19 protein-coding genes are annotated in these 18,407 nt (G+C 54.2%); 10 read left to right on the top strand and 9 right to left on the bottom strand.

All coding sequences use genetic code 11. From position 1 onward, the window contains the following. The first annotated feature begins 152 nt into the window (after positions 1 to 152). From V9K92_RS15825 to V9K92_RS15810, 4 genes are all read left to right on the top strand, one after another. Positions 153 to 1,340: an amidase gene (locus V9K92_RS15825; RefSeq protein WP_115052275.1), complete on the top strand. Its 1,188-nt coding sequence runs from the start codon at positions 153 to 155 to the stop codon at positions 1,338 to 1,340. Next, positions 1,340 to 2,248 (top strand): LysR substrate-binding domain-containing protein, encoded by a 909-nt coding sequence (locus V9K92_RS15820; protein ID WP_115052274.1) that lies wholly within the window; start codon positions 1,340 to 1,342, stop codon positions 2,246 to 2,248. Before V9K92_RS15825 ends, V9K92_RS15820 begins: the two co-directional genes overlap by 1 nt. Before the next feature lie 80 nt (positions 2,249 to 2,328). Further along, on the top strand, positions 2,329 to 2,988 hold the full coding sequence (locus V9K92_RS15815; protein WP_115052273.1) for a DUF1007 family protein: 660 nt from the start codon (positions 2,329 to 2,331) through the stop codon (positions 2,986 to 2,988). Between the two features lie 11 nt (positions 2,989 to 2,999). Next, entirely contained in the window at positions 3,000 to 4,049 is a 1,050-nt protein-coding gene (locus V9K92_RS15810) for a nickel/cobalt transporter (RefSeq protein WP_337354773.1), read from the top strand. Here V9K92_RS15810 and V9K92_RS15805 read toward each other — a convergent pair. Together V9K92_RS15805 and V9K92_RS15800 are read right to left on the bottom strand one after the other, a co-directional pair. Then, the gene (locus V9K92_RS15805; RefSeq protein ID WP_115052271.1) at positions 4,043 to 4,252 is read right to left on the bottom strand and encodes a hypothetical protein; all 210 of its coding nucleotides are present in this window, start codon (positions 4,250 to 4,252) and stop codon (positions 4,043 to 4,045) included. The two genes, V9K92_RS15810 and V9K92_RS15805, sit on opposite strands and share 7 nt — an antisense overlap. Positions 4,253 to 4,353: 101 nt before the next feature. Then, the gene (locus V9K92_RS15800) at positions 4,354 to 5,034 is read right to left on the bottom strand and encodes a GNAT family N-acetyltransferase (RefSeq protein WP_115052270.1); all 681 of its coding nucleotides are present in this window, start codon (positions 5,032 to 5,034) and stop codon (positions 4,354 to 4,356) included. A 92-nt stretch (positions 5,035 to 5,126) separates the two neighbouring features. On the opposite strand from V9K92_RS15800, the gene V9K92_RS15795 reads away from it, so the two are divergent. Beyond that, complete coding sequence (locus V9K92_RS15795) at positions 5,127 to 6,296, top strand: pyridoxal phosphate-dependent aminotransferase (RefSeq protein ID WP_337354413.1); 1,170 nt, start codon at positions 5,127 to 5,129, stop codon at positions 6,294 to 6,296. 74 nt (positions 6,297 to 6,370) lie between these two features. Here V9K92_RS15795 and V9K92_RS15790 read toward each other — a convergent pair whose 3' ends face one another. Further along, a complete protein-coding gene (locus tag V9K92_RS15790) occupies positions 6,371 to 7,087 on the bottom strand; it encodes a tellurite resistance TerB family protein (RefSeq protein WP_115052268.1) in 717 nt (238 codons plus the stop codon). Between the two features lie 126 nt (positions 7,088 to 7,213). Next, positions 7,214 to 8,143 carry an oxygen-dependent tRNA uridine(34) hydroxylase TrhO gene (trhO, locus tag V9K92_RS15785; RefSeq protein ID WP_337354412.1) on the bottom strand — a complete coding sequence of 310 codons (930 nt, stop codon included), beginning with the start codon at positions 8,141 to 8,143 and terminating at the stop codon, positions 7,214 to 7,216. Positions 8,144 to 8,299: 156 nt separating this feature from the next. Between trhO and V9K92_RS15780 the strand changes: the two genes are divergently transcribed. Beyond that, positions 8,300 to 8,938, top strand: a complete 639-nt coding sequence (locus V9K92_RS15780) for a 2-dehydro-3-deoxy-phosphogluconate aldolase (RefSeq protein WP_336439634.1) — start codon at positions 8,300 to 8,302, stop codon at positions 8,936 to 8,938. Here the strand turns inward: V9K92_RS15780 and V9K92_RS15775 are convergent. Further along, positions 8,922 to 9,254, bottom strand: a complete 333-nt coding sequence (locus V9K92_RS15775) for an endonuclease domain-containing protein (protein WP_435530156.1) — start codon at positions 9,252 to 9,254, stop codon at positions 8,922 to 8,924. The genes V9K92_RS15780 and V9K92_RS15775 overlap by 17 nt on opposite strands. A gap of 244 nt (positions 9,255 to 9,498) precedes the next feature. Then, on the bottom strand, positions 9,499 to 11,355 hold the full coding sequence (locus V9K92_RS15770) for a DUF882 domain-containing protein (RefSeq protein WP_307279898.1): 1,857 nt from the start codon (positions 11,353 to 11,355) through the stop codon (positions 9,499 to 9,501). Between the two features lie 447 nt (positions 11,356 to 11,802). Between V9K92_RS15770 and V9K92_RS15765 the strand changes: the two genes are divergently transcribed. The 3 genes from V9K92_RS15765 to V9K92_RS15755 all read left to right on the top strand — a co-directional run bounded on the left by V9K92_RS15765 (position 11,803) and on the right by V9K92_RS15755 (position 16,182). Beyond that, positions 11,803 to 13,665 carry a M3 family oligoendopeptidase gene (locus tag V9K92_RS15765; RefSeq protein ID WP_337354411.1) on the top strand — a complete coding sequence of 621 codons (1,863 nt, stop codon included), beginning with the start codon at positions 11,803 to 11,805 and terminating at the stop codon, positions 13,663 to 13,665. An 18-nt stretch (positions 13,666 to 13,683) separates the two neighbouring features. Continuing rightward, the gene (locus tag V9K92_RS15760; RefSeq protein WP_337354410.1) at positions 13,684 to 14,583 is read left to right on the top strand and encodes a heme-dependent oxidative N-demethylase family protein; all 900 of its coding nucleotides are present in this window, start codon (positions 13,684 to 13,686) and stop codon (positions 14,581 to 14,583) included. 153 nt (positions 14,584 to 14,736) lie between these two features. Continuing rightward, entirely contained in the window at positions 14,737 to 16,182 is a 1,446-nt protein-coding gene (locus tag V9K92_RS15755; protein WP_115053209.1) for a homospermidine synthase, read from the top strand. Positions 16,183 to 16,220: 38 nt separating this feature from the next. On the opposite strand, the gene V9K92_RS15750 is transcribed toward V9K92_RS15755, so the two are convergent. Both V9K92_RS15750 and V9K92_RS15745 read right to left on the bottom strand, forming a co-directional pair. Continuing rightward, positions 16,221 to 16,685 (bottom strand): GNAT family N-acetyltransferase, encoded by a 465-nt coding sequence (locus V9K92_RS15750; protein ID WP_337354409.1) that lies wholly within the window; start codon positions 16,683 to 16,685, stop codon positions 16,221 to 16,223. Beyond that, entirely contained in the window at positions 16,682 to 17,089 is a 408-nt protein-coding gene (locus tag V9K92_RS15745; RefSeq protein ID WP_115052263.1) for a VOC family protein, read from the bottom strand. Before V9K92_RS15745 ends, V9K92_RS15750 begins: the two co-directional genes overlap by 4 nt. Before the next feature lie 116 nt (positions 17,090 to 17,205). Between V9K92_RS15745 and V9K92_RS15740 the strand changes: the two genes are divergently transcribed. After that, positions 17,206 to 17,586: a hypothetical protein gene (locus V9K92_RS15740; protein ID WP_115052262.1), complete on the top strand. Its 381-nt coding sequence runs from the start codon at positions 17,206 to 17,208 to the stop codon at positions 17,584 to 17,586. 78 nt (positions 17,587 to 17,664) lie between these two features. On the opposite strand, the gene V9K92_RS15735 is transcribed toward V9K92_RS15740, so the two are convergent. Continuing rightward, entirely contained in the window at positions 17,665 to 18,363 is a 699-nt protein-coding gene (locus V9K92_RS15735; RefSeq protein WP_115052261.1) for an alpha/beta fold hydrolase, read from the bottom strand. Positions 18,364 to 18,407 lie beyond the last annotated feature (44 nt).

Here is an 18,407-nt window from a genome sequence, read left to right as displayed (position 1 = left end):
AATGAAGATCGGCGGACACCCATGGGCACGTGCGACTTTGGGCAAGGGCGATATAAGGCGGAATATGTGTCCAATCAATGACAAATATCGATTGTGACAAAGTTTTTTATTCATTGAACAAACAGAGCAAAATCACGTAGAATCTTTGAACGATGACCATATCAAAGCCCCTTAACGCTCTTTTGGATTTACCGTCTGTTAACCTTGTCTCGGGCGATGGTCCCTTGAGTGGTGAAACTTTGGCGGTCAAGGACATATTTGACGTGGCCGGCCTGCCCACTGGTTGCGGAAATAGGCAAAAACAGGCCGAATCACCCAATGCCATAACCACCGCGCCAGCTGTGCAGAAATTGCTCGATGCAGGAGCGACATTTATCGGCAAGACCCAGACCGATGAACTGGCCTTTTCGCTCATGGGCCAGAATGCCCATTATCCTCACCCGATAAACCCGAATGCGCCCGATCGCGTCACAGGCGGCTCATCATCAGGATCAGCGTCAGCTGTTGCAGGCGGATTGGCCAGCATCGCAACCGGAACGGATACGGGCGGCTCCATCCGTGCCCCTGCCAGTTTTTGCGGTCTGGTAGGCTTGCGCATCAGCCATGGGCGCATCTCTCTGGAGGGCACGATGCCATTGGCGCCCTCCCTCGATACGTTTGGCTGGTTTGCCCGTGATATCGAGCTTTACGAGAAAGTCGGCAATGTCCTGCTTGGTCAGGACATAAGCGACTTCAAGCTGAAGCGCCCGCTGTTCATTCCGCTGCTGGAACATCTTCTGGTCGGCGAAGCGGAGGATGCCGCCTACCGGCAAATGTATAAATTGGTCGCAGGCCATCTCGGTCATGCCCGTTCCGCCCGCCAATCAACAGCATCCATGGATGATCTTTATCTCTGCTTCCGCCAGATTCAGGGCTTTGAGGCTTGGGCGGCGCACGGAGCATGGCTTTCCGAGAAGAATCGCGGACTCGGCCCCGGCGTTAAAGAGCGGTTCGAATATGCCGCCGCCATTGATCTGGACACCTATCAGGCTCAGGTAAAGCGCAGGGCGCTTTTCACCCGCGAGCTTGCAGATTTACTTCAGGATGATGGTGTTTTGGTTATGCCGACCGTACCCGGTGCAGCCCCACTGGCTGCAACGCCTTTTGGGGATATTCAGGCATATCGCGAACAGGCGCTCCGCCTGTTGATGATATCTGGCCTTTCGGGCTTTCCGCAGATCACCTTGCCGCTTGGTCAGGTTCACGGCGCGCCATTTGGCTTTTCGCTGCTTGGACCGAAAGGCAGTGACATGGCGCTCATCCGCCTTGGCCGCACCATTTTACAATCAAAGGCACACTGATGGACACACTCACCCGCATGCGCGCCTATATTGATGTCGTGGAAGCGGAGGGGTTCTCGGCGGCGGCCCGCAAGATCGGGCGTTCCAAGGCACTCTTGTCCAAATATGTACGCGAACTTGAAGACGAGCTTGGTGCTTTGCTTCTCAATCGCACCACGCGGCAATTTTCCCTGACGGAAGCCGGCCACACCTATTACCAGCGCGCTAGCGAAATTCTGCGCGATGTCGAAAACCTGAAGGAAACGGTTCGCGACACCAGCAGCGATATCAAGGGGCGGATCAAGATTTCGGCACCGCGCACCTTTGCCGACGCCGATATTGGCCAATGTCTCATCGATTTTTGCGCCGATCAGCCTGAAATCACTCTCGATGTTCGGCTTGACGATCGCTTTGTTGATCTGGTTGAGGAAGGATTCGACCTGGCCATCCGTATTACCCGCATGCAGGACTCATCGCTGATCGCCAAGCGCATTGCTCCTTTCCGTGTCGTCGCCTGTGCCTCGCCTGCATTGATCGAACAGACGGGCGTTCCGCAGCGCCCCGAACAGCTGAGTGCCCTGCCCTGCATCGTCGATACCAATAATCGCTCGCGCAATAGCTGGCAGTTTCATAATCAAAGCGGACCGATCATTTCCGTTCAGGTGTCCGGCCCCCTGGAGATCAATAGCCCGCTTGCCGCGCGCCGCGCCGCTCTTTCAGGGCTGGGCTTTGCCATGCTTCCGGATTTTATCGCAGCGCCGGATGTTGCAAGCGGCAGGCTGGTGCCTGTACTTGACGAGTTCGTCATGCGGGATGCCGGTATTTATGCAGTCTATCCGCATCGGCGCTATCTGCCCGCCAAGGTGCGCGTGCTTGTCGATTACCTGACTAAATGGTTCAAGGACCAAAAGGACAATCGCAAAGCCTAAAATGATGGGCTGTTAATGTTATATCGTCCCAATTTTGCCAAGTTCGGGATGTCCTGTACCACAACTATAAAGGGCAATTCATGCAGCAGAAACTCGCGGTCTTCATGGCAACTCTGGCTTTGGGCATGACCCTCGCCACCCCCGCCTATGTCCATCCGCACGTCTTTGCCGAAGCGCGCCTCGATATCACGATCAATCCTGATGGAACTGTTCAAAAGCTTGGCCATGTCTGGCGTTTTGACGATATCTTTTCCAGCACCGTTCTGGTGGAGTTCGACAAGAATGGTGATCTGAAGCTGGATGAAGCGGAATTGGCTGCTCTGGCTGAAACGATCAATGCCTCGATTTCCGAGTTCGACTATTTTCAATCTGTCCAGCTCAATGACAAGAAGATCGTCATGGCAGCGCCAAAGCATTTGATTGCCGATTTCCAGAACAATCAGTTGATGATCATCTTTGAGAGCACCCCTAAACATCCGCTGAAGCTTGGCACAAAGACCAGTTTCGGCGTCTATGATCCAACCTTCTACACGGCCATCGATTACGTCAACGACGCGGATGTGCATGTGACGGGACTGCCGCCAGCCTGTAAGCAGAAGGTGGTGCGCCCCAACCCCGATGAGGCCATTGCGCAAAATCAGGGAACGCTGACCGATGCTTTTTTCAATGATCCCACTGGCACTGACATGACTAAAATCTTTGCCACCAGGCTCGAAATAGAATGCCCCTCCCAAGGGTAGAAGGATAAATGATGCGGAAATCGATCTGGCTTTGCGCACTGCTCGCGCTCGCGCTCCTTGGCGGACATGCTCTAGCGCAAACCTCTTCGCTTGGCATCGGCATGAATGAAGTTGCGATGAAGCCATCCGGTCCGTTTGCCGAATTCATCTTATGGATCAATATGCAACAGCGCGCCTTTTATCTGGCCATGACGAAAGCCCTCAAGGCCATGCGCGAGGATCCGTGGCAAGCTTCGATCCTCGTTGGCCTGTCCTTTCTCTACGGCATATTGCACGCTGTTGGTCCCGGCCATGGCAAGGCTGTCATTTCATCCTATATGGTTGCCAATGAAACGACCCTGAAGCGCGGCGTCTTCCTGTCCTTCGCCTCGTCCATGTTGCAGGCTCTCACAGCCGTTTTCATCATTGGCCTGACTTTTCTTGTGCTTCGCGGCACCACTGTGTCCATGGACGATGCGACGCATATCATGGAAGTGGCAAGTTTCGCGCTGATCGTGGCCTTCGGCCTGTCATTGCTCTGGCGCAAGGTGCCACGGCTTTTCACGGCAAATGCCGCTCATGCCCATGCGGGCCACATACATCATGATCATGATCATGACCATGCTCACCACAGTCACGAGCATCACGACCACACGCACCATGATCACCATGCGCATAGTCATGGTCATTCCCATGCTGCAGGTCATGTCTGCGAGACATGCGGCCATAGCCATGCCCCGGATCCGGCCATGATTTCCGGCGATTTCAACTGGAAAACCGCTTGGGCGGCCATCATTGCTGTTGGTTTGCGCCCCTGTTCCGGCGCACTGATCGTTCTGACGTTCTCGCTATTGAACGGCTTGGTGCTTGGGGGAATTTTGTCCGTTTTCGCCATGGCCTTGGGCACATTCATAACGGTCGCAATACTCGCAACCTTGGCCGTCACCGCCAAGAATGTGGCCTTGCGCATATCCGGCGAAACGGCGCTTTCGGGCCGGGTTCAGAATTTTATCGAGATCGGCGGGGCGCTGTTCATCGTTTTGACCGGCGGCCTGCTTCTGACGGCTTCACTGTCCTATTGATTATTATTGCGGCGCTGGCTTCTGGCCCGAAGCCAGAACACGACGAAAAAGCCCAGAACAAAGATAACACCGAAAATACCAGCGGCTAGCGGCGACTTGTCGCCAATTGCCAGCATCAGGCTTGGCATCAGATAGGCGACAATGCCAAAGCCGAGCATGATACAACCGGCCGCTATGGCCGCATTCCGGGTTTTGGGGTCCATCAACTTCACCACTCAGTTCGATATAAGTGGCGTTGTAGCCCTATCCGGTCGCAAAGCAAGTATTCCGGCAAATCTTTATATGCGTGGTTCGACGGGGCTCACTATCTTGCAGCAAGCCGAAGCTCTTCCAGCCGCTTGATCTGCTGCCCCTCAGCATCAAAATTATCCGGTGAAAGCCAAGCCTGATAGGCTGCTTTGAGCGCTGGCCATTCCTGATCGGTCACTGAATACCAGGCCGTATCCCGGTTCTGGCCCTTCTGCACCATATGCTGGCGAAAAATTCCTTCGAATGTGAAACCAAACCGTTCTGCGGCACGCTTTGACGGCTCATTGCTATTGTTGCATTTCCATTCGTAGCGCCGGTAGCCCAGCACATCGAAAGCATATGCCATGAAAAGATATTGCGCTTCCGTGGCTGCTGGCTTGCGCGCGATCAGCGGCCCCCAGTAAATATTGCCGATTTCGATGGAGCCATGGGCAGCGTCTATGCGCATCAACGCCTGACGTCCCGCAACCTTGCCGCTGGCTTTGTCGATGACCGCGTAAAACAGCGGGTCTTTGCTCGCTTCGACTTTTTCCAGCCATGGCGTCATGGCGTTGCGACTCTCAGGCACGTCCTCGAAAAGATAGCGGAACCGGCCATCTGCATCAGCAACCGTCGAGGCCTCATAGAGTCCATCGCCATGCTTTGCCGCATTGATCGGCTCAAGACGGACATAGCGTCCTTCAAGCGGCTCAGGGGCAGGAAATGGTCGTGGTGTCCAGTCTTTCAAATCGGTCATGTAATTCGGCCCATTTTTATCAAAGCACGTTTGACTTGTTACGCTAGTCCCCGCACAAAGCAGAAGTTGAAAATTGTATGTGAGACAAGAAAATGCTGCGTACCATTTCGGGCTTCGACCGTATCGGCGAAGAAAATGCCTTTGCTGTTCTGGCTCGCGCGACAGCCCTCAGCGCCCAAGGCAAGGACATCATCAATCTTGGCATCGGCCAACCGGACTTTAAAACACCGGCGCATATTGTTGAAGCGGCCATCAAGGCGCTTAAAGACGGTCATCATGGCTACACGCCAGCCAATGGGTTGCTGGCGACACGCGAGGCCGTTGCACGACGCACGCTGACCATGACGGGCGTCGAAGTCTCGCCGGAGAACATTATCATCGTGCCGGGCGGCAAGGTCACAATGTTTGCCGCGATCATGATTTTCGGCGAACCCGGCGCGGAAATCCTCTATCCCGATCCCGGTTTTCCCATTTATCGCTCAATGATCGAGTTTACGGGTGCCAAACCCGTTCCGGTGCCAATTCGTGAGGAGAATGGCTTCGCTTTTTCTGCGGAGGAAACGCTATCGCTGATTACGCCGAATACGCGGCTTCTTATTCTCAACTCACCTGCCAACCCGACTGGTGGCGTCACGCCAAAGTCAGAAATCGAAAAACTGGTAAAAGGTCTGGAAGACCATCCCCATGTCGCCATCATGTCAGATGAGATTTACGATGTGATGACCTATGATGGCGAAGAACATTGCTCGCTTCTTACCTTCCCGCAAATCCGTGACCGCCTGATCGTGCTGAATGGCTGGTCGAAGACCTGGGCAATGACAGGTTGGCGCATGGGCTGGTCCATCTGGCCCGATCAACTCTATGACAAGGTGCGCAAACTCGCGGTCAATTGCTGGTCCTGCGTCAACGCGCCAAGCCAATATGCCGGTATAGCTGCCATTGACGGTCCGCAGGATGATGTGGAGAAAATGTGCAAGGCATTCGACAATCGCCGTAAAATTGTTGTCGATGGACTGAACAGCCTGCCGGGCATTAGCTGCGCCACGCCCAAGGGAGCCTTCTATGCCTTCCCAAACGTCAAGGAAACCGGCTGGCCCGCCAAAAAACTTGCTTCTGCCCTGCTCGATGATGCTGGCGTGGCTTTGATCGGCGGTCCGGATTTCGGCATTCTCGGCGAAGGTTATATCCGCCTCTCCTATGCCAATTCCGAAGAAAATATCATCCGCGCCATCGAACGCATCGAGAAATTTCTGGCAAAATAAGCGGGCGTTGCCGCCCGCCTCCATGTAGCGCGTAGTTTGCGAAAGGCAAACCACGCACTAGATATGCCATCAGCTTAGGCGGGCGAAGCGACCTTCGCCTGACTTACCGTTGCCTCAATATGATCGATGAGGCTATCCGGCAGCTTGAGACGACCGGCGAGCAGATCGAGATAACCGCGTTCGCCGCGTGTCTTTGGATCAATGGCGAGACGGGAAGCTGTATAAAGCTCAACCTTCTGCTCGTCGGTAACGGCGGCTGCAACGAGCGCATCCACATCAACGGGAGCGCTGAGTTCTGCATTCAAGAATTCCTGTGTGTCGCTATTCATGCCGGAGAGCGATAGCTTTTCCAAAATACGCGCGCGCTCTGCATCATCGACCATGCCGTCGGAGCGGGCAGCAGCAATCATCGCACGCACCAGCACAAGGGCAAATTCGTGCTCACCTTGCGGCGCCGTCTGCGGATCGAAACCTGAATCGCTCGGCGGTGGCAGCAATTCGCCATTTGCCGGAGCCTGCGCGGTTTCTGCGGGAGCCTTGCCCGATTGATAATTTTGATAGGCCTTGTAGGCCAATCCTGCCACTGCGGCGAGACCGCCAAGCTTCAAAGCGCCGCCGGCAACTTCACGGCCTGTACCCGTACCAAGCAAAATCGCTGCCAGCGCACCTGCCGCCAGAGGGTTGTCCTTGGCCATTTGCGTCGCCTTTCCGGCTGTGTCGCGTACCGAGGTTCCCACGCCGGGGATATTGCTTCCCAGGAAATCGTTCAAAATCTTCTTCGGATCGAGCATGCATTTCTCCCTCTTGGTCGCATGAATTCGCTGGTCTTAGTTAGGAACAGCTTCATGGCATTGCAATGACAGGGAAGGATTTGTGGGCTCGCAATCACGACATACGTGGTTCATCCCTCGGCAAGCTCAAGACCCGATATGCTCTTTCAACCCACGTTCACGCGCCAGCCGCACCTGTTTTTGCCGTTCCGCGAAGCGGGCGCGGTCTTCATCAGTGCGCTCATGATAACAATTGGGACAGGAAATTCCCTCTGCAAACAAAGGCGACAGCTTGTCTTCGGGCGCGATAGGATTACGGCAGGCGTGGCAAAGTTCTGCCTCGCCTTCAATCAACCCATGGCCGACGGAAACGCGCTCATCAAATACAAAGCACTCGCCTTCCCAGCGGCTTTCCTCAGCGGGCACATCTTCCAGATATTTAAGAATTCCACCCTTGAGATGAAATACATCATCAAAGCCGAGACCTTTGACAAAGGCCGTAGCCTTTTCGCAACGAATACCGCCAGTGCAGAACATGGCAATCTTCTTGCCTTCAAGTTCCTCGCGATGGTTTTCCACCCATTGCGGAAACTCACGAAATGTTTTCGTCTGCGGGTCAAGCGCGCCCGTAAATGTGCCGATGGCGGTCTCATAATCATTGCGCGTATCAATGATTACCGTATCGGGGTCCGAAATCAGCGCGTTCCAGTCTTGCGCAGCGACATAGGTCCCGACACTTTGCAGCGGGTCGATATCCTCAACGCCCATGGTGACGATTTCCTTTTTCAAGCGCACTTTCATACGCTTGAACGGCATTTCGCTGGCATGGGAATATTTCAGTTCCATTCCTGCAATTGCAGGTTCTGCTTCAAGAAAATCGACAAGGGTTTTGATCGCGGCAGCGGAGCCCGCAACCGTGCCGTTAATGCCTTCGGCCGCCAGCAGCAGCGTGCCCTTTATGCCTTGCGCGCAACACAGTTTCGCCAGCGGCTCCTGCAATGACTGGTAGTGATCCAGCCGGGCAAACCGATATAGTGCAGCCACTGTAAAGGGCAGATTGGAAGAATGATCTGTCATGATGGCATTCAACTACTGTGCCACAACGTCAATTTCAAGATATTTGCGACAAGCGGTGCTTTGGCCGCATTTCTTGCATGATGCTGGACTTGAATCATTGGACAAAAAGGTTCAGCAACACTAAATCGATTAGAGTTCAAAAAGACGGAGATTGTCATGACCCAGAAGACCGATTTATTGCTACCTGTCCTCAAGGGCCAGCCGGTCATTCCGGTCCTCCTCATTCAAAATGTTGCCGATGCGGTGCCCTTGGCGCGCGCGCTTGCTGCTGGTGGCCTGCCCGCCATCGAAATTACATTGCGCACCGCCGCCGCGCTCGACGCCATCCGCGCGGTTGCCAATGAGGTTCCTGAAGCAATCGTAGGCGCCGGCACCATTCTCAACGCGCGCCAGTATGAAGAGGCGGCCAATGCCGGCTCGCGCTTCATCGTCAGCCCCGGTGTAACACCGCAATTGCTTGAGGCTGCCCGCTCCAGCAAGGTGCCATTGCTTCCCGGTGCGATCACCCCCGGCGAGATCATGGCGCTGCGGGAAGAAGGCTATACAATGCTGAAATTCTTCCCGGCCGAACAGGCTGGCGGCGCAGCTTTCCTCAAATCGCTTTCCTCGCCGCTGGCCGGAACGATGTTCTGCCCAACCGGCGGTATCGGCATTGCCAATGCAAAAACCTATCTTTCCCTGCCAAATGTTGTCTGCGTCGGCGGCTCGTGGGTCGCGCCGGAAAATCTGGTCAAGGAAGGCAAGTGGGACGAAATCACCAAGCTGGCAGCCGAAGCCGTCAAGTTGGCCGCTTGACACGATTTGATAAATTATGAGGTGGATGTTGCGATAATCTCGATTGCAGCGCCGCCTCAATTTCCTGATATACGGCCTCTTCCGAAGAAATCACGTCATTATTGTCAAATCGTAGTATCTGAAAACCTTGCCCGCGCAAGAATATATCGCGGGCTTCGTCATGTTTGACGCCAGAGTCCGTCTCATGCGTGTCCCCATCTACTTCAATGAGAATTTTTGCTGATAGCCAAGCAAAATCAGCGATGTATGGACCAATGGGGGTTTCGCGGCGGAACCGTGCACCTCGATTACGAAAGCTTCGCAACATATCCCACATTCGCCATTCCGCCTTGGTCAGTTCCCGGCGAAGAGTTTGAGCACGTTGCCTTGCTTTTGGCGGGATATTGCTGTGTGGCATTAAACGCTCGCCCCTCCCTGACGCTACGCGTCCTCCCTCCCCACAAGGGGGAGGGTAACGGCGCCAATTTCTGAAATTTCTACAACGGTAGCCTATTACGCCGCAGCCTTACCCTCCCCCTTGTGGGGAGGGAAGCTGCGAAGCAGCAGGGAGGGGTCTTGTTTTACGAGCCGTGGCTGGGATTGAACTTTGCGATCTGCATGAAGGTCACAGCCTTGCCGGTAAACTTGTTGGCGTCGGCAACCGGCAACTTCTGCTGGAATCCGGCGACATAGACTGTCGTCGGGGCCATGCGCATTGTTTCATTGCGCAGTACTGCAGGGGTAACTGCCGGTGCTGTGTCGGCGACCTGCTCATTCGAAAGTGCCCGCTCCGGCACATCGGACGCGACCTGCATCGCCTTCGGCGCCTCCTGCACTGCCTGACGGCGTGGCTTGGATGCCTTGGCCGTAGTCACCACACCGCTGTCGAGCATGGCAACCGGATCACCGCCCTTGGCTTCAAGCATGGTCTTGCGCAATGAAGGCTGGGGAGCGGCAGATGCAACTTGAGCAGCATCATTGCCGGTAACCTTCTTCACCCGTCCACCTGTCTTGCCGACAGTGGTTGGCAGTTCCGGCGAAGGATCGGACGCCGCCACAACAGTGCTGTGTTCGGGATCAGACTGCTTGATGATCGCTTCAAGATCATCGTCTGGAACCGGAATGACGTCGTTATCCGCTGTCTGAACGGAAGCTGGTATATTCGCCGGACGTTGCGTTGGAACAATGGAGGCGACCATCATGTCGTTTTGCTTTGGCGCTGTGCGCGGCTTTTCGAACGGTACAGGCACAAGCGCATTCACCATTTGCGGCTGCGCCACATTTGCTGGCGCGGGTTCCGGCGCCGGATTGGCTGCGATCATCTGAGCAATCGCTGCAGCACTATCCTGCGTTGAATTATCCGCTGCAAGCGCATTAAGCGTTGAGGGCTCCGGCGTTGCTACAGCTGGCGCATAATCCGGACGGCGCAGCGGCACAGGCACAGCAAAAGCAAGAGCCTGATTGTCTTCCGGCGTCAGCTCAACCGGCGTTTCAGGACGCGGTGCAGCCACTGGCGCAGGCGCATTACGGTTTGGCAATGCAGGTTCCATCACGCCCGGAAGATTACCGGCTGTGGTTGCTGGCGCGGCTCCTGAATCCTCGTCGGATTCAGCGGCAGCGGCGGGTGCTTGCCGTGTGGTGCCCCGGGCCGGTGTCGGCGCCGAAGCAACCGCTACTGAGCTTTCGCCTGAATCCTCTTCTTCATCCGCGCCACCGCCAAACAATACGCCAAACAGAGTCTTGCCACCGCGACGCGAAGAGCTTGAACTTGCAACCTGGATCGAACCTCCACTGCGCTTACGGGATTCGTAAGCTGCGACCGCCTGTTCATAACCGGGTAATGGCTTACCATCGGTCGGAATGTGCATGGTCTTGCCGTCCGGGAACACCGCCAGCAATTCCTTGCGGCTCATGCGCGGCCAATGGCGGACATTACCAACGTCAGTATGAATGAAGGGCGATCCGGAACGCGGATAATAGCCAACGCCACCAGCTTCAAATTTCAGCGCTGCATTGCGCAAGGTTGCAAGTTTTACACCTGGCAAATACCAGTCCATTGCTTTGCCAAGCATATGCTGGCTTGTCTTTGCCACACCGCGCGAACGGGAGCGAAGCATCGAATTGGTAGTAGGGGAACGATAGGCCGAAACCACATTGATATAGTCTCGCCCGCCAACCTTCTGATAGGTCGACCAGACCAGATCGAAAAGGCGTGGGTCCATCTTGGTCGGTTCATTGCGGCGCCAATCGCGCAAAAACTTGTTCAGCTTGTTCAGGCCATCCTGCTGATAGCGTCCATTCTTCTTGAACGTGATTTCAGCGCGTTCTTTCGTGTGAATGAAATAAAGCTTGAGAGTTCTCGTCTCGGCTTGAGCCTGAGCGGATACAAAAAGCATCGACGCGAAGACCATGAGGAACGCAAACCAACCGGCACGCATGTTAAAACCTGCCGTCAATTTACCGCTCTGTGCATGCACCATGTTTGACAATGTCGTCCCAACCTTGATCGTTTTCTCAAGTCCCCGAATAGCTGGATTATCCAATTTAATGGTTAATGGTCACTTATTGAACATCAAATACGTTGAGAGCATGGCAAAAACCTGAATGAAATCCACTGTTATGTGACATGGTCAACAGTTGGTTAACGACAGGAATAAGGCGTTTTGACGAAAGAATCCACCCCGTCCGCGCCTAAATATCGCCTCTAAGCGGTCAAAATCTCATTTGCCTATGCAACTTGGCTTTGTCAGCATGTTTGCGCCATTGGCGTCAAATCGTTGCACAGCCGTCTCTTTGCACTAAGTTTAGTGTTCCGATTTCCACTGGTCTGATTCGACCGGACCTCCTACGCCCAGCCATTTTATGGCGCAATAATGAGTTTTGAGATGAACAGACACAACATATTGCAGGCCACTGTTTTTTCCCCAAAATCCGGCGCCGCCGCCGTAAAGGAGGAACAGGCTGCACTTGGCATATTGCCGGAATGGAACCTGGCTGATCTGTATCCTTCCCCCGAAAGCAGTGAACTTACGGCTGATCTGCAAAAGGCCGGTGAACTTTCCATCGCCTTTGAAGAACGATGGAAAGGCACCCTCGCCGCCGAAATAGCAAAACCGCAGGGCGGCGATTTTGCTCAGTCCATTGCAGAGTATGAAGCGCTCGATGATCTGATGGGCAAAATCGGCTCCTACGCCGGACTGGTCTATGCCAGCGATACTTCCAATCCGAAAAATGCCAAGCTCTATGGCGATATCCAGCAAAAGCTCACCGATGCCAGCACCCATCTGATCTTTTACGGCCTCGAACTGAACCGTATTGAAGATGCACTGATCGAAAAGGCCATGGATGACAATTCAGCCATCGGCCATTACCGCCCATGGCTGGTCGATCTGCGCAAGGACAAGCCATACCAGCTCGATGACAAGCTGGAACAACTCTTTCACGAGAAGTCTATTACAGGCCGTGGCGCCTGGAACCGGCTTTTTGATGAAACAATGACGTCGCTGCGTTTCGAGGTGAATGGCGAGGAATTGCCGATTGAACCAACCCTCAACCTTCTGCAGGATTCGAGTGCGGAAGTGCGCAAGACCGCTTCCGATGCGCTAGCCAAGACTTTCAAGGAAAACCTGCGCATCTTCACGCTCATCACCAATACTTTGGCGAAAGACAAGGAAATTTCCGACCGCTGGCGCGGCTTCGAGGATATCGCCGATAGCCGTCATCTGGCCAATCGTGTTGAGCGTGAAGTTGTCGACGCGTTGGCGGAAGCGGTGCAGGCCGCCTATCCGCGTCTCTCTCATCGTTATTACAAGTTGAAAGCCAAGTGGCTCGGCCTCGATTATCTTAATAGCTGGGACCGCAACGCGCCTCTTCCGGAAACACCGCAAGCGGTCATTCCATGGGCCGAAGCGCGCGAAACCGTGCTTTCAGCCTATAATGGCTTTGCCCCCGAAATGGCCGAGATTGCCAAGCGCTTTTTTGACCGGAATTGGATTGATGCGCCGACGCGTCCGGGCAAGTCGCCCGGCGCTTTTGCCCATCCGACTGTTCCTTCTGCCCATCCTTATGTTCTGCTCAATTACATGGGCAAGCCACGCGACGTGATGACCCTGGCGCATGAGCTTGGTCATGGCGTGCATCAGGTACTGGCCGGGGATCAGGGCGCGCTCATGGCGTCAACACCCCTGACCCTTGCCGAAACCGCCTCGGTTTTCGGTGAAATGCTGACATTCCGTTCATTGCTGGAAAAGACCAGGGATAAGCGCGAACGCAAGGCGATGCTGGCGCAAAAGGCGGAGGACATGATCAATACGGTCGTGCGGCAGATTGCGTTCTATCAGTTCGAACGTCGCGTTCACACCGAGCGGTCCAATGGTGAGCTGACGTCAGATCGGATCGGCGAGATTTGGCTGGACATTCAGAAGGAAAGCCTGGGCGATGCGGTGCATTTCGGCCCGGGCTACGAGAATTTCTGGACCTATATTCCGCATTTTATCCACTCGCCTTTCTATGTTTACGCCTATGCTTTCGGCGATTGTCTGGTGAATTCGCTTTACGCCGTTTATCAGAATGCGGAATCGGGCTTTCAGCAGAAATACTTTGACATGTTAAAGGCTGGTGGCACCAAGCATCATTCCGAACTGCTTGCTCCTTTCGGCCTTGATGCAACAGATCCAGCCTTCTGGCAAAAAGGCCTGTCGGTTATTGAAGGCATTATCGACGAGCTGGAGGCCATGGATCAGGACTAGGGTCAGGACACCATCGCCATGAATAAAGCGCCTGTCCATACGCCCTATGATGGATCGAGCCAGCCTTTCACGATCGGGCTGCAACAGCTGGATTTAAAAGACTGGATAGAGGTAGACGAGAATCTTCTCGCCTATCTTGCAGAAAAGAGGCGGCTCTTTGGTCTGCATGCTGAGCGGATTTTCGTCGAGGAACCGGGGACGCAAGCCGCGCAAGCAGAAGTTCTTGAGCTGCTCGCTGCTCATCTGATTGACAGATATCCGCAACTTTACGCCCGCAATGGTGACGAGATTACCGTTTCCGGTTGGCCCGATAAAATTGAGCTGGGCTCGGCACAAACGCCTTTGCTGCTCCGTGCTGCAAATCTTGTTCAGGAAGATCTGGTTCTCATGCGCAAAGACGAGAAACGCGGCTGGCATCTTGCCGCTGCGTCATCGTCTTTTCCCTCATCATGGACATTGCTGGAAAAATTCGGGCGGTCCATGGACGATATTCATGCGCCCGTTCCTGACTTTAATGCAGGCACCCGCAATGCCGATTTGATAACCCGCATGTTTGACAATCTGCGCCCTGATCGATCCGTCTATCGCATGAATTGGTCTTTGCAGCCAGGTGATGAGATGTATCACCCGCTCGCCAGCCATCAGAAAGGGGCACTTTACACCGATGATGATCTGGCAACCCATTGCCATATTCGAGTCGAGCGGCAGACCTTGCGTAAATTACCCATGTCCGGGGATATTCTTTTCACGATCCGTATTTATCTCGACCCCGTAAATGCATTGAAGAAACATCCGCAATGCCGCGCTGTCGCAGAAGCTTTTTGCCGCCAATTGGAGGCGCTTAATCCTGCCCAATCCAATTATAAAGGTATTATGACAATCCGCGAGCGGCTGATTGACACTCTAAATCGTCTGTAATCCTGTTTTAATTAACATTAGGGCAAAAATTCACCTCAAAGCAGCCAGCGGTTGTTTGCTCTTGAGCATGACTATGCTCTATGGTTGCTTTTGAAGCGGTATATCAACCCGCTGCCCTCAATGATGGAGATCAAAATTAGGAGCAACGAAAAAATGGCGAAGGCTAAATGGCCTATACATGGAGAAATTACTGGTCCGATCGTGATGATCGGTTTCGGGTCCATCGGACGGGGTACCCTGCCCCTCATCGAACGCCACTTCAAATTTGACAAGTCCCGCTTGGTCGTTATTGACCCGAGCGATGCAAACAAGAAATTGCTGGATGAGCGCGGCATTCGCTATATTCAGGAAGCAGTCACCCAGGAAAATTACAAGACACTGCTCAAGCCACTTCTTACCGAAGGCGGCGGACAGGGGTTTTGCGTCAATCTTTCGGTAGATACCTCATCCGTCGATATCATGCATCTTTGCCGCAAGCTCGGCGCGCTTTATATCGATACGGTCATCGAGCCATGGGCTGGCTTCTACTATGCAAGCGGCATCGACAATGCCGAGCGCACCAATTATGCGCTGCGCCAGACGCTGCTTGCCGAGAAGAAGAAAAACCCGGGCGGTCCGACCGCGGTTTCATGCTGCGGGGCAAATCCCGGCATGGTTTCATGGTTCGTCAAACGTGCTTTGCTTGATCTGGCCAAAGACCTCAATATTGAACATACCGAGCCTGAACGCTCTGATCGCCATGGCTGGGCCAAGTTGATGAAACAGGTTGGCGTCAAAGGCATCCACATTGCCGAGCGCGATACGCAGCGTGCCGTTGATCCAAAGCCTTTCGGCGTCTTCTGGAACACTTGGTCCGTTGAAGGTTTCATCTCAGAAGGCTTGCAGCCTGCTGAGCTTGGTTGGGGCACCCATGAAAAATGGATGCCAAAAAATGCCCGTAAGCAGAAGAAGGGCAACAAGGCCGCCATTTTTCTCGAGCAGCCTGGCGCTGACACCCGCATTCGCACCTGGTGCCCGACAGAGGGCGCGCAGTTCGGCCTTTTGGTCACACATAATGAGTCGATCTCGATTGCCGATTTCTTCACTGTTTTCGACAAGAAGGGCAAGGCAACCTACCGGCCGACATGCCACTACGCCTATCATCCATCCAATGTGGCAACCCTGTCGCTTGATGAAATGTTTGGTGCTGCTGGCCAGCCGCAAACCAAGCTGCATGTGCTGGACGAGTCCGAGATTGTGGACGGCGCCGACGAGTTGGGCGTTTTGCTCTATGGCCACGACAAGAACGCCTATTGGTATGGTTCGCAGCTGACAATTGAGGAAGCCCGCAAGCTTGCTCCCTATCAGAACGCGACCGGCCTTCAGGTGTCTTCCGCTGTTCTAGCTGGCATGGTTTGGGCTCTCGAAAACCCGCAAGCGGGTATCGTGGAAACGGACGAGATTGATTTCCGTCGTTGCCTCGAAGTTCAGACGCCATATCTCGGCCCGCTAAAAGGTCACTATACCGATTGGACACCGCTGGAAAACCGGCCGGGCCTGTTCAAGGAAGACATTGATAAAAGCGATCCTTGGCAGTTCCGCAATATTCTCGTCCATTGATATTGCTCTGGACCATACTGAAATGGCAAACGGCACCCTCACAGGTGCCGTTTCTTTTGCGGGCTTCTTTCGTAATAGACGTCCCATTCATCTTCACCGGTCGTGGTAAATCCGTTCCGGCTGTAAAACCGACCGGCATCGCTCTTCTGTAATACGCTCAAGCGCACAGCCAAGCCGCGTTCATCCGATTCCATCAAAAGCGTCTGAAGGACAGCCGTTCCCAAGCCGGTATTCTGCAATGCCGGGGAAATGTAGAAGTGCTCTAGCAGCAATCCATCATCAGACGGGCCAAGCGCCACGCAACCGCCGAGCGAACCATCCGAAAGCACAATCAGTCGCGTATATTCAGCTCGAAATGACTTGCGGAACCGCTCAAATGCCCGCCTCTCATCGAAACGCCCGATCCGCTCAAGGCTTTCACGCATGGTGAGAAGCCGCAACTCGAACAATCTTTGAAAATCCTGTTCAGATGCCTGCTCCAGCCGGAAAGAATGATCCTTCATTTTTCCTGATCGTCAATCTTCGCATCATAGCAAACGAAGGCGAGCTTATTGCCATCCGGATCGCGGACATAGGCCGCATAAAATCCCGGCCCATATTGCGGGCGCAAACCTGGCTCGCCCTCGCTGCTACCGCCATTCTTAAGAGCCAATGCGTAGAGCCTGTCGACAAGACCAGCTTGTTCGCTCCGAAACGCGGTCATGTTGCCATTGCCGACACTTGCCACCTCTCCGTCAAAAGGCAGGCCCACCATGAAGCGGGGAACATCGTCATCGGTTTTTCTGCCCCACGAAAACATAACCTCATCGCTAAAGCAGCGCTCCAGGCCAAGCTCGACCATGAGCGGGTCATAGAATGCTTCCGCCTTGCGCAGATCATTCGTGCCGACCATCGTATATCCTATCATACCCACCCTCTTTGCTGTACGAATCTGAGCTTGCCGCAGATTATCAATAAACTTAAGTCTTGTTATTGCTTAATTTTAGCGTCATTTATGGGCCACACCCATGGGAGATTGTTTGGATGAAACGTTTATCACTTGGCCTCGGTTCAGCCGCATTGACCATTGTCCTCGCCGGTTGCATGAGTGGGCCGCAATCAGATGGCGGGCCTGTACAGACCGCACGCCCCACTGACGCCGTTCAGGGCCAATGGTTTGATACATCCGGTGTTGCATTCTCGAACTTCAATGGCGGTGTTTTCGAAACCCGTGCCAATGATACCAAGGAAAAACTTGCCGAGGGCAATTACCGCTTCGTATCTGCAAATCTTGTCGAGATCGATCTTCGCTCGCTTGCTCGCGGTACGCAGTCCAAGGTCAATTGTGCGCTCGTGAGTGGCGGCCAGTTGAACTGCACGTCCTCCTCGGGCCAGCAGTTTTCTTTGACGCGCCGCTCCGCTTAAGATCGCGGTTCGACTTCGTCCGCCATTTTGCAGATGTCCACGGAGGGTCCCGTGGACATCTTTCGGCAAAGCGATCCTCTAGTTCTTCGCCAGTTCCGTTGCTGCTTCATCAATCAACGATGCAACTTCCACCTGCTGTGACGCCAGCGAGGCATGGCTGGCGTCAAGAGATATGATTTTCCGCGCACCAAGACGTGACGACATGCGTTTCTGGTTTTCCGGCGCGATCATCCGGTCGTCAGTGGAAATCTGATACCAGGACGGTTTTGTCTTCCAGGCGGGCGCAGTGATTGTATCGCCAAAAGTGCTCGCCAAAGGTGCCTTCTGGGTAATCCCCATGACAAGCCCTTCCTCCTCGGTCAAATCCTGACAGAAGCTTTCATGGAAGAGTTCCGGCTTGACCCAAAGATAGCCGTCGCTGTCCAGTGCGAGATTTGCCGCTGCAAGTGGCACGTGCTCCTGCGTGATAGCACCAGGGCTTTCCCCTGCATCCGGAGCAAAAGCTGCAATATAGACCAGACCGGCCACATTGGGCGCATTGCCCGCCTCTGTAATGACGGCACCACCATAGGAGTGTCCCACCAAAAGAACCGGGCCGCTTTGTTGCGCCACCATTTTGCGCGTGCGTTCGGCGTCATCGCCGAGTGAGGTCAAGGGCAGTTCGACGGCGTGGATATTGGTATGCCCCATGCGCGTGAGTTCAATAATTACTTTGTTCCAATGGGCCGCACCGCCCCAGAATCCGTGCACCAAAATAACCGTGGGCTTGTCACTCATGTTTTAAACTCCTTGTTGTAATGAACAGGTAATTTTCCGAACTA

The organism is Phyllobacterium sp. CCNWLW109, from assembly GCF_037203905.1.
Lineage (GTDB): Bacteria > Pseudomonadota > Alphaproteobacteria > Rhizobiales > Rhizobiaceae > Phyllobacterium > Phyllobacterium ifriqiyense.
The sequence above is the reverse complement of the archived record's forward strand: the minus strand, read 5'-3'. Positions and strand labels throughout refer to the sequence as shown.

Bases quoted from the DNA above. Each gene is read 5' to 3' on its own strand.
- V9K92_RS15775 (WP_435530156.1), bottom strand. From the start codon at position 9,254: ATGTGGGATATGTTGCGAAGCTTTCGTAATCGAGGTGCACGGTTCCGC.
- V9K92_RS15815 (WP_115052273.1), top strand. From the start codon at position 2,329: ATGCAGCAGAAACTCGCGGTCTTCATGGCAACTCTGGCTTTGGGCATG.
- V9K92_RS15745 (WP_115052263.1), bottom strand. From the start codon at position 17,089: ATGATAGGATATACGATGGTCGGCACGAATGATCTGCGCAAGGCGGAA.
- V9K92_RS15805 (WP_115052271.1), bottom strand. From the start codon at position 4,252: ATGGACCCCAAAACCCGGAATGCGGCCATAGCGGCCGGTTGTATCATG.
- V9K92_RS15800 (WP_115052270.1), bottom strand. From the start codon at position 5,034: ATGACCGATTTGAAAGACTGGACACCACGACCATTTCCTGCCCCTGAG.
- V9K92_RS15770 (WP_307279898.1), bottom strand. From the start codon at position 11,355: ATGCGTGCCGGTTGGTTTGCGTTCCTCATGGTCTTCGCGTCGATGCTT.
- V9K92_RS15825 (WP_115052275.1), top strand. From the start codon at position 153: ATGACCATATCAAAGCCCCTTAACGCTCTTTTGGATTTACCGTCTGTT.
- V9K92_RS15755 (WP_115053209.1), top strand. From the start codon at position 14,737: ATGGCGAAGGCTAAATGGCCTATACATGGAGAAATTACTGGTCCGATC.
- V9K92_RS15820 (WP_115052274.1), top strand. From the start codon at position 1,340: ATGGACACACTCACCCGCATGCGCGCCTATATTGATGTCGTGGAAGCG.
- V9K92_RS15740 (WP_115052262.1), top strand. From the start codon at position 17,206: ATGAAACGTTTATCACTTGGCCTCGGTTCAGCCGCATTGACCATTGTC.
- V9K92_RS15765 (WP_337354411.1), top strand. From the start codon at position 11,803: ATGAACAGACACAACATATTGCAGGCCACTGTTTTTTCCCCAAAATCC.
- V9K92_RS15780 (WP_336439634.1), top strand. From the start codon at position 8,300: ATGACCCAGAAGACCGATTTATTGCTACCTGTCCTCAAGGGCCAGCCG.
- V9K92_RS15750 (WP_337354409.1), bottom strand. From the start codon at position 16,685: ATGAAGGATCATTCTTTCCGGCTGGAGCAGGCATCTGAACAGGATTTT.
- V9K92_RS15810 (WP_337354773.1), top strand. From the start codon at position 3,000: ATGCGGAAATCGATCTGGCTTTGCGCACTGCTCGCGCTCGCGCTCCTT.
- V9K92_RS15790 (WP_115052268.1), bottom strand. From the start codon at position 7,087: ATGCTCGATCCGAAGAAGATTTTGAACGATTTCCTGGGAAGCAATATC.
- V9K92_RS15735 (WP_115052261.1), bottom strand. From the start codon at position 18,363: ATGAGTGACAAGCCCACGGTTATTTTGGTGCACGGATTCTGGGGCGGT.
- trhO (WP_337354412.1), bottom strand. From the start codon at position 8,143: ATGACAGATCATTCTTCCAATCTGCCCTTTACAGTGGCTGCACTATAT.
- V9K92_RS15760 (WP_337354410.1), top strand. From the start codon at position 13,684: ATGAATAAAGCGCCTGTCCATACGCCCTATGATGGATCGAGCCAGCCT.
- V9K92_RS15795 (WP_337354413.1), top strand. From the start codon at position 5,127: ATGCTGCGTACCATTTCGGGCTTCGACCGTATCGGCGAAGAAAATGCC.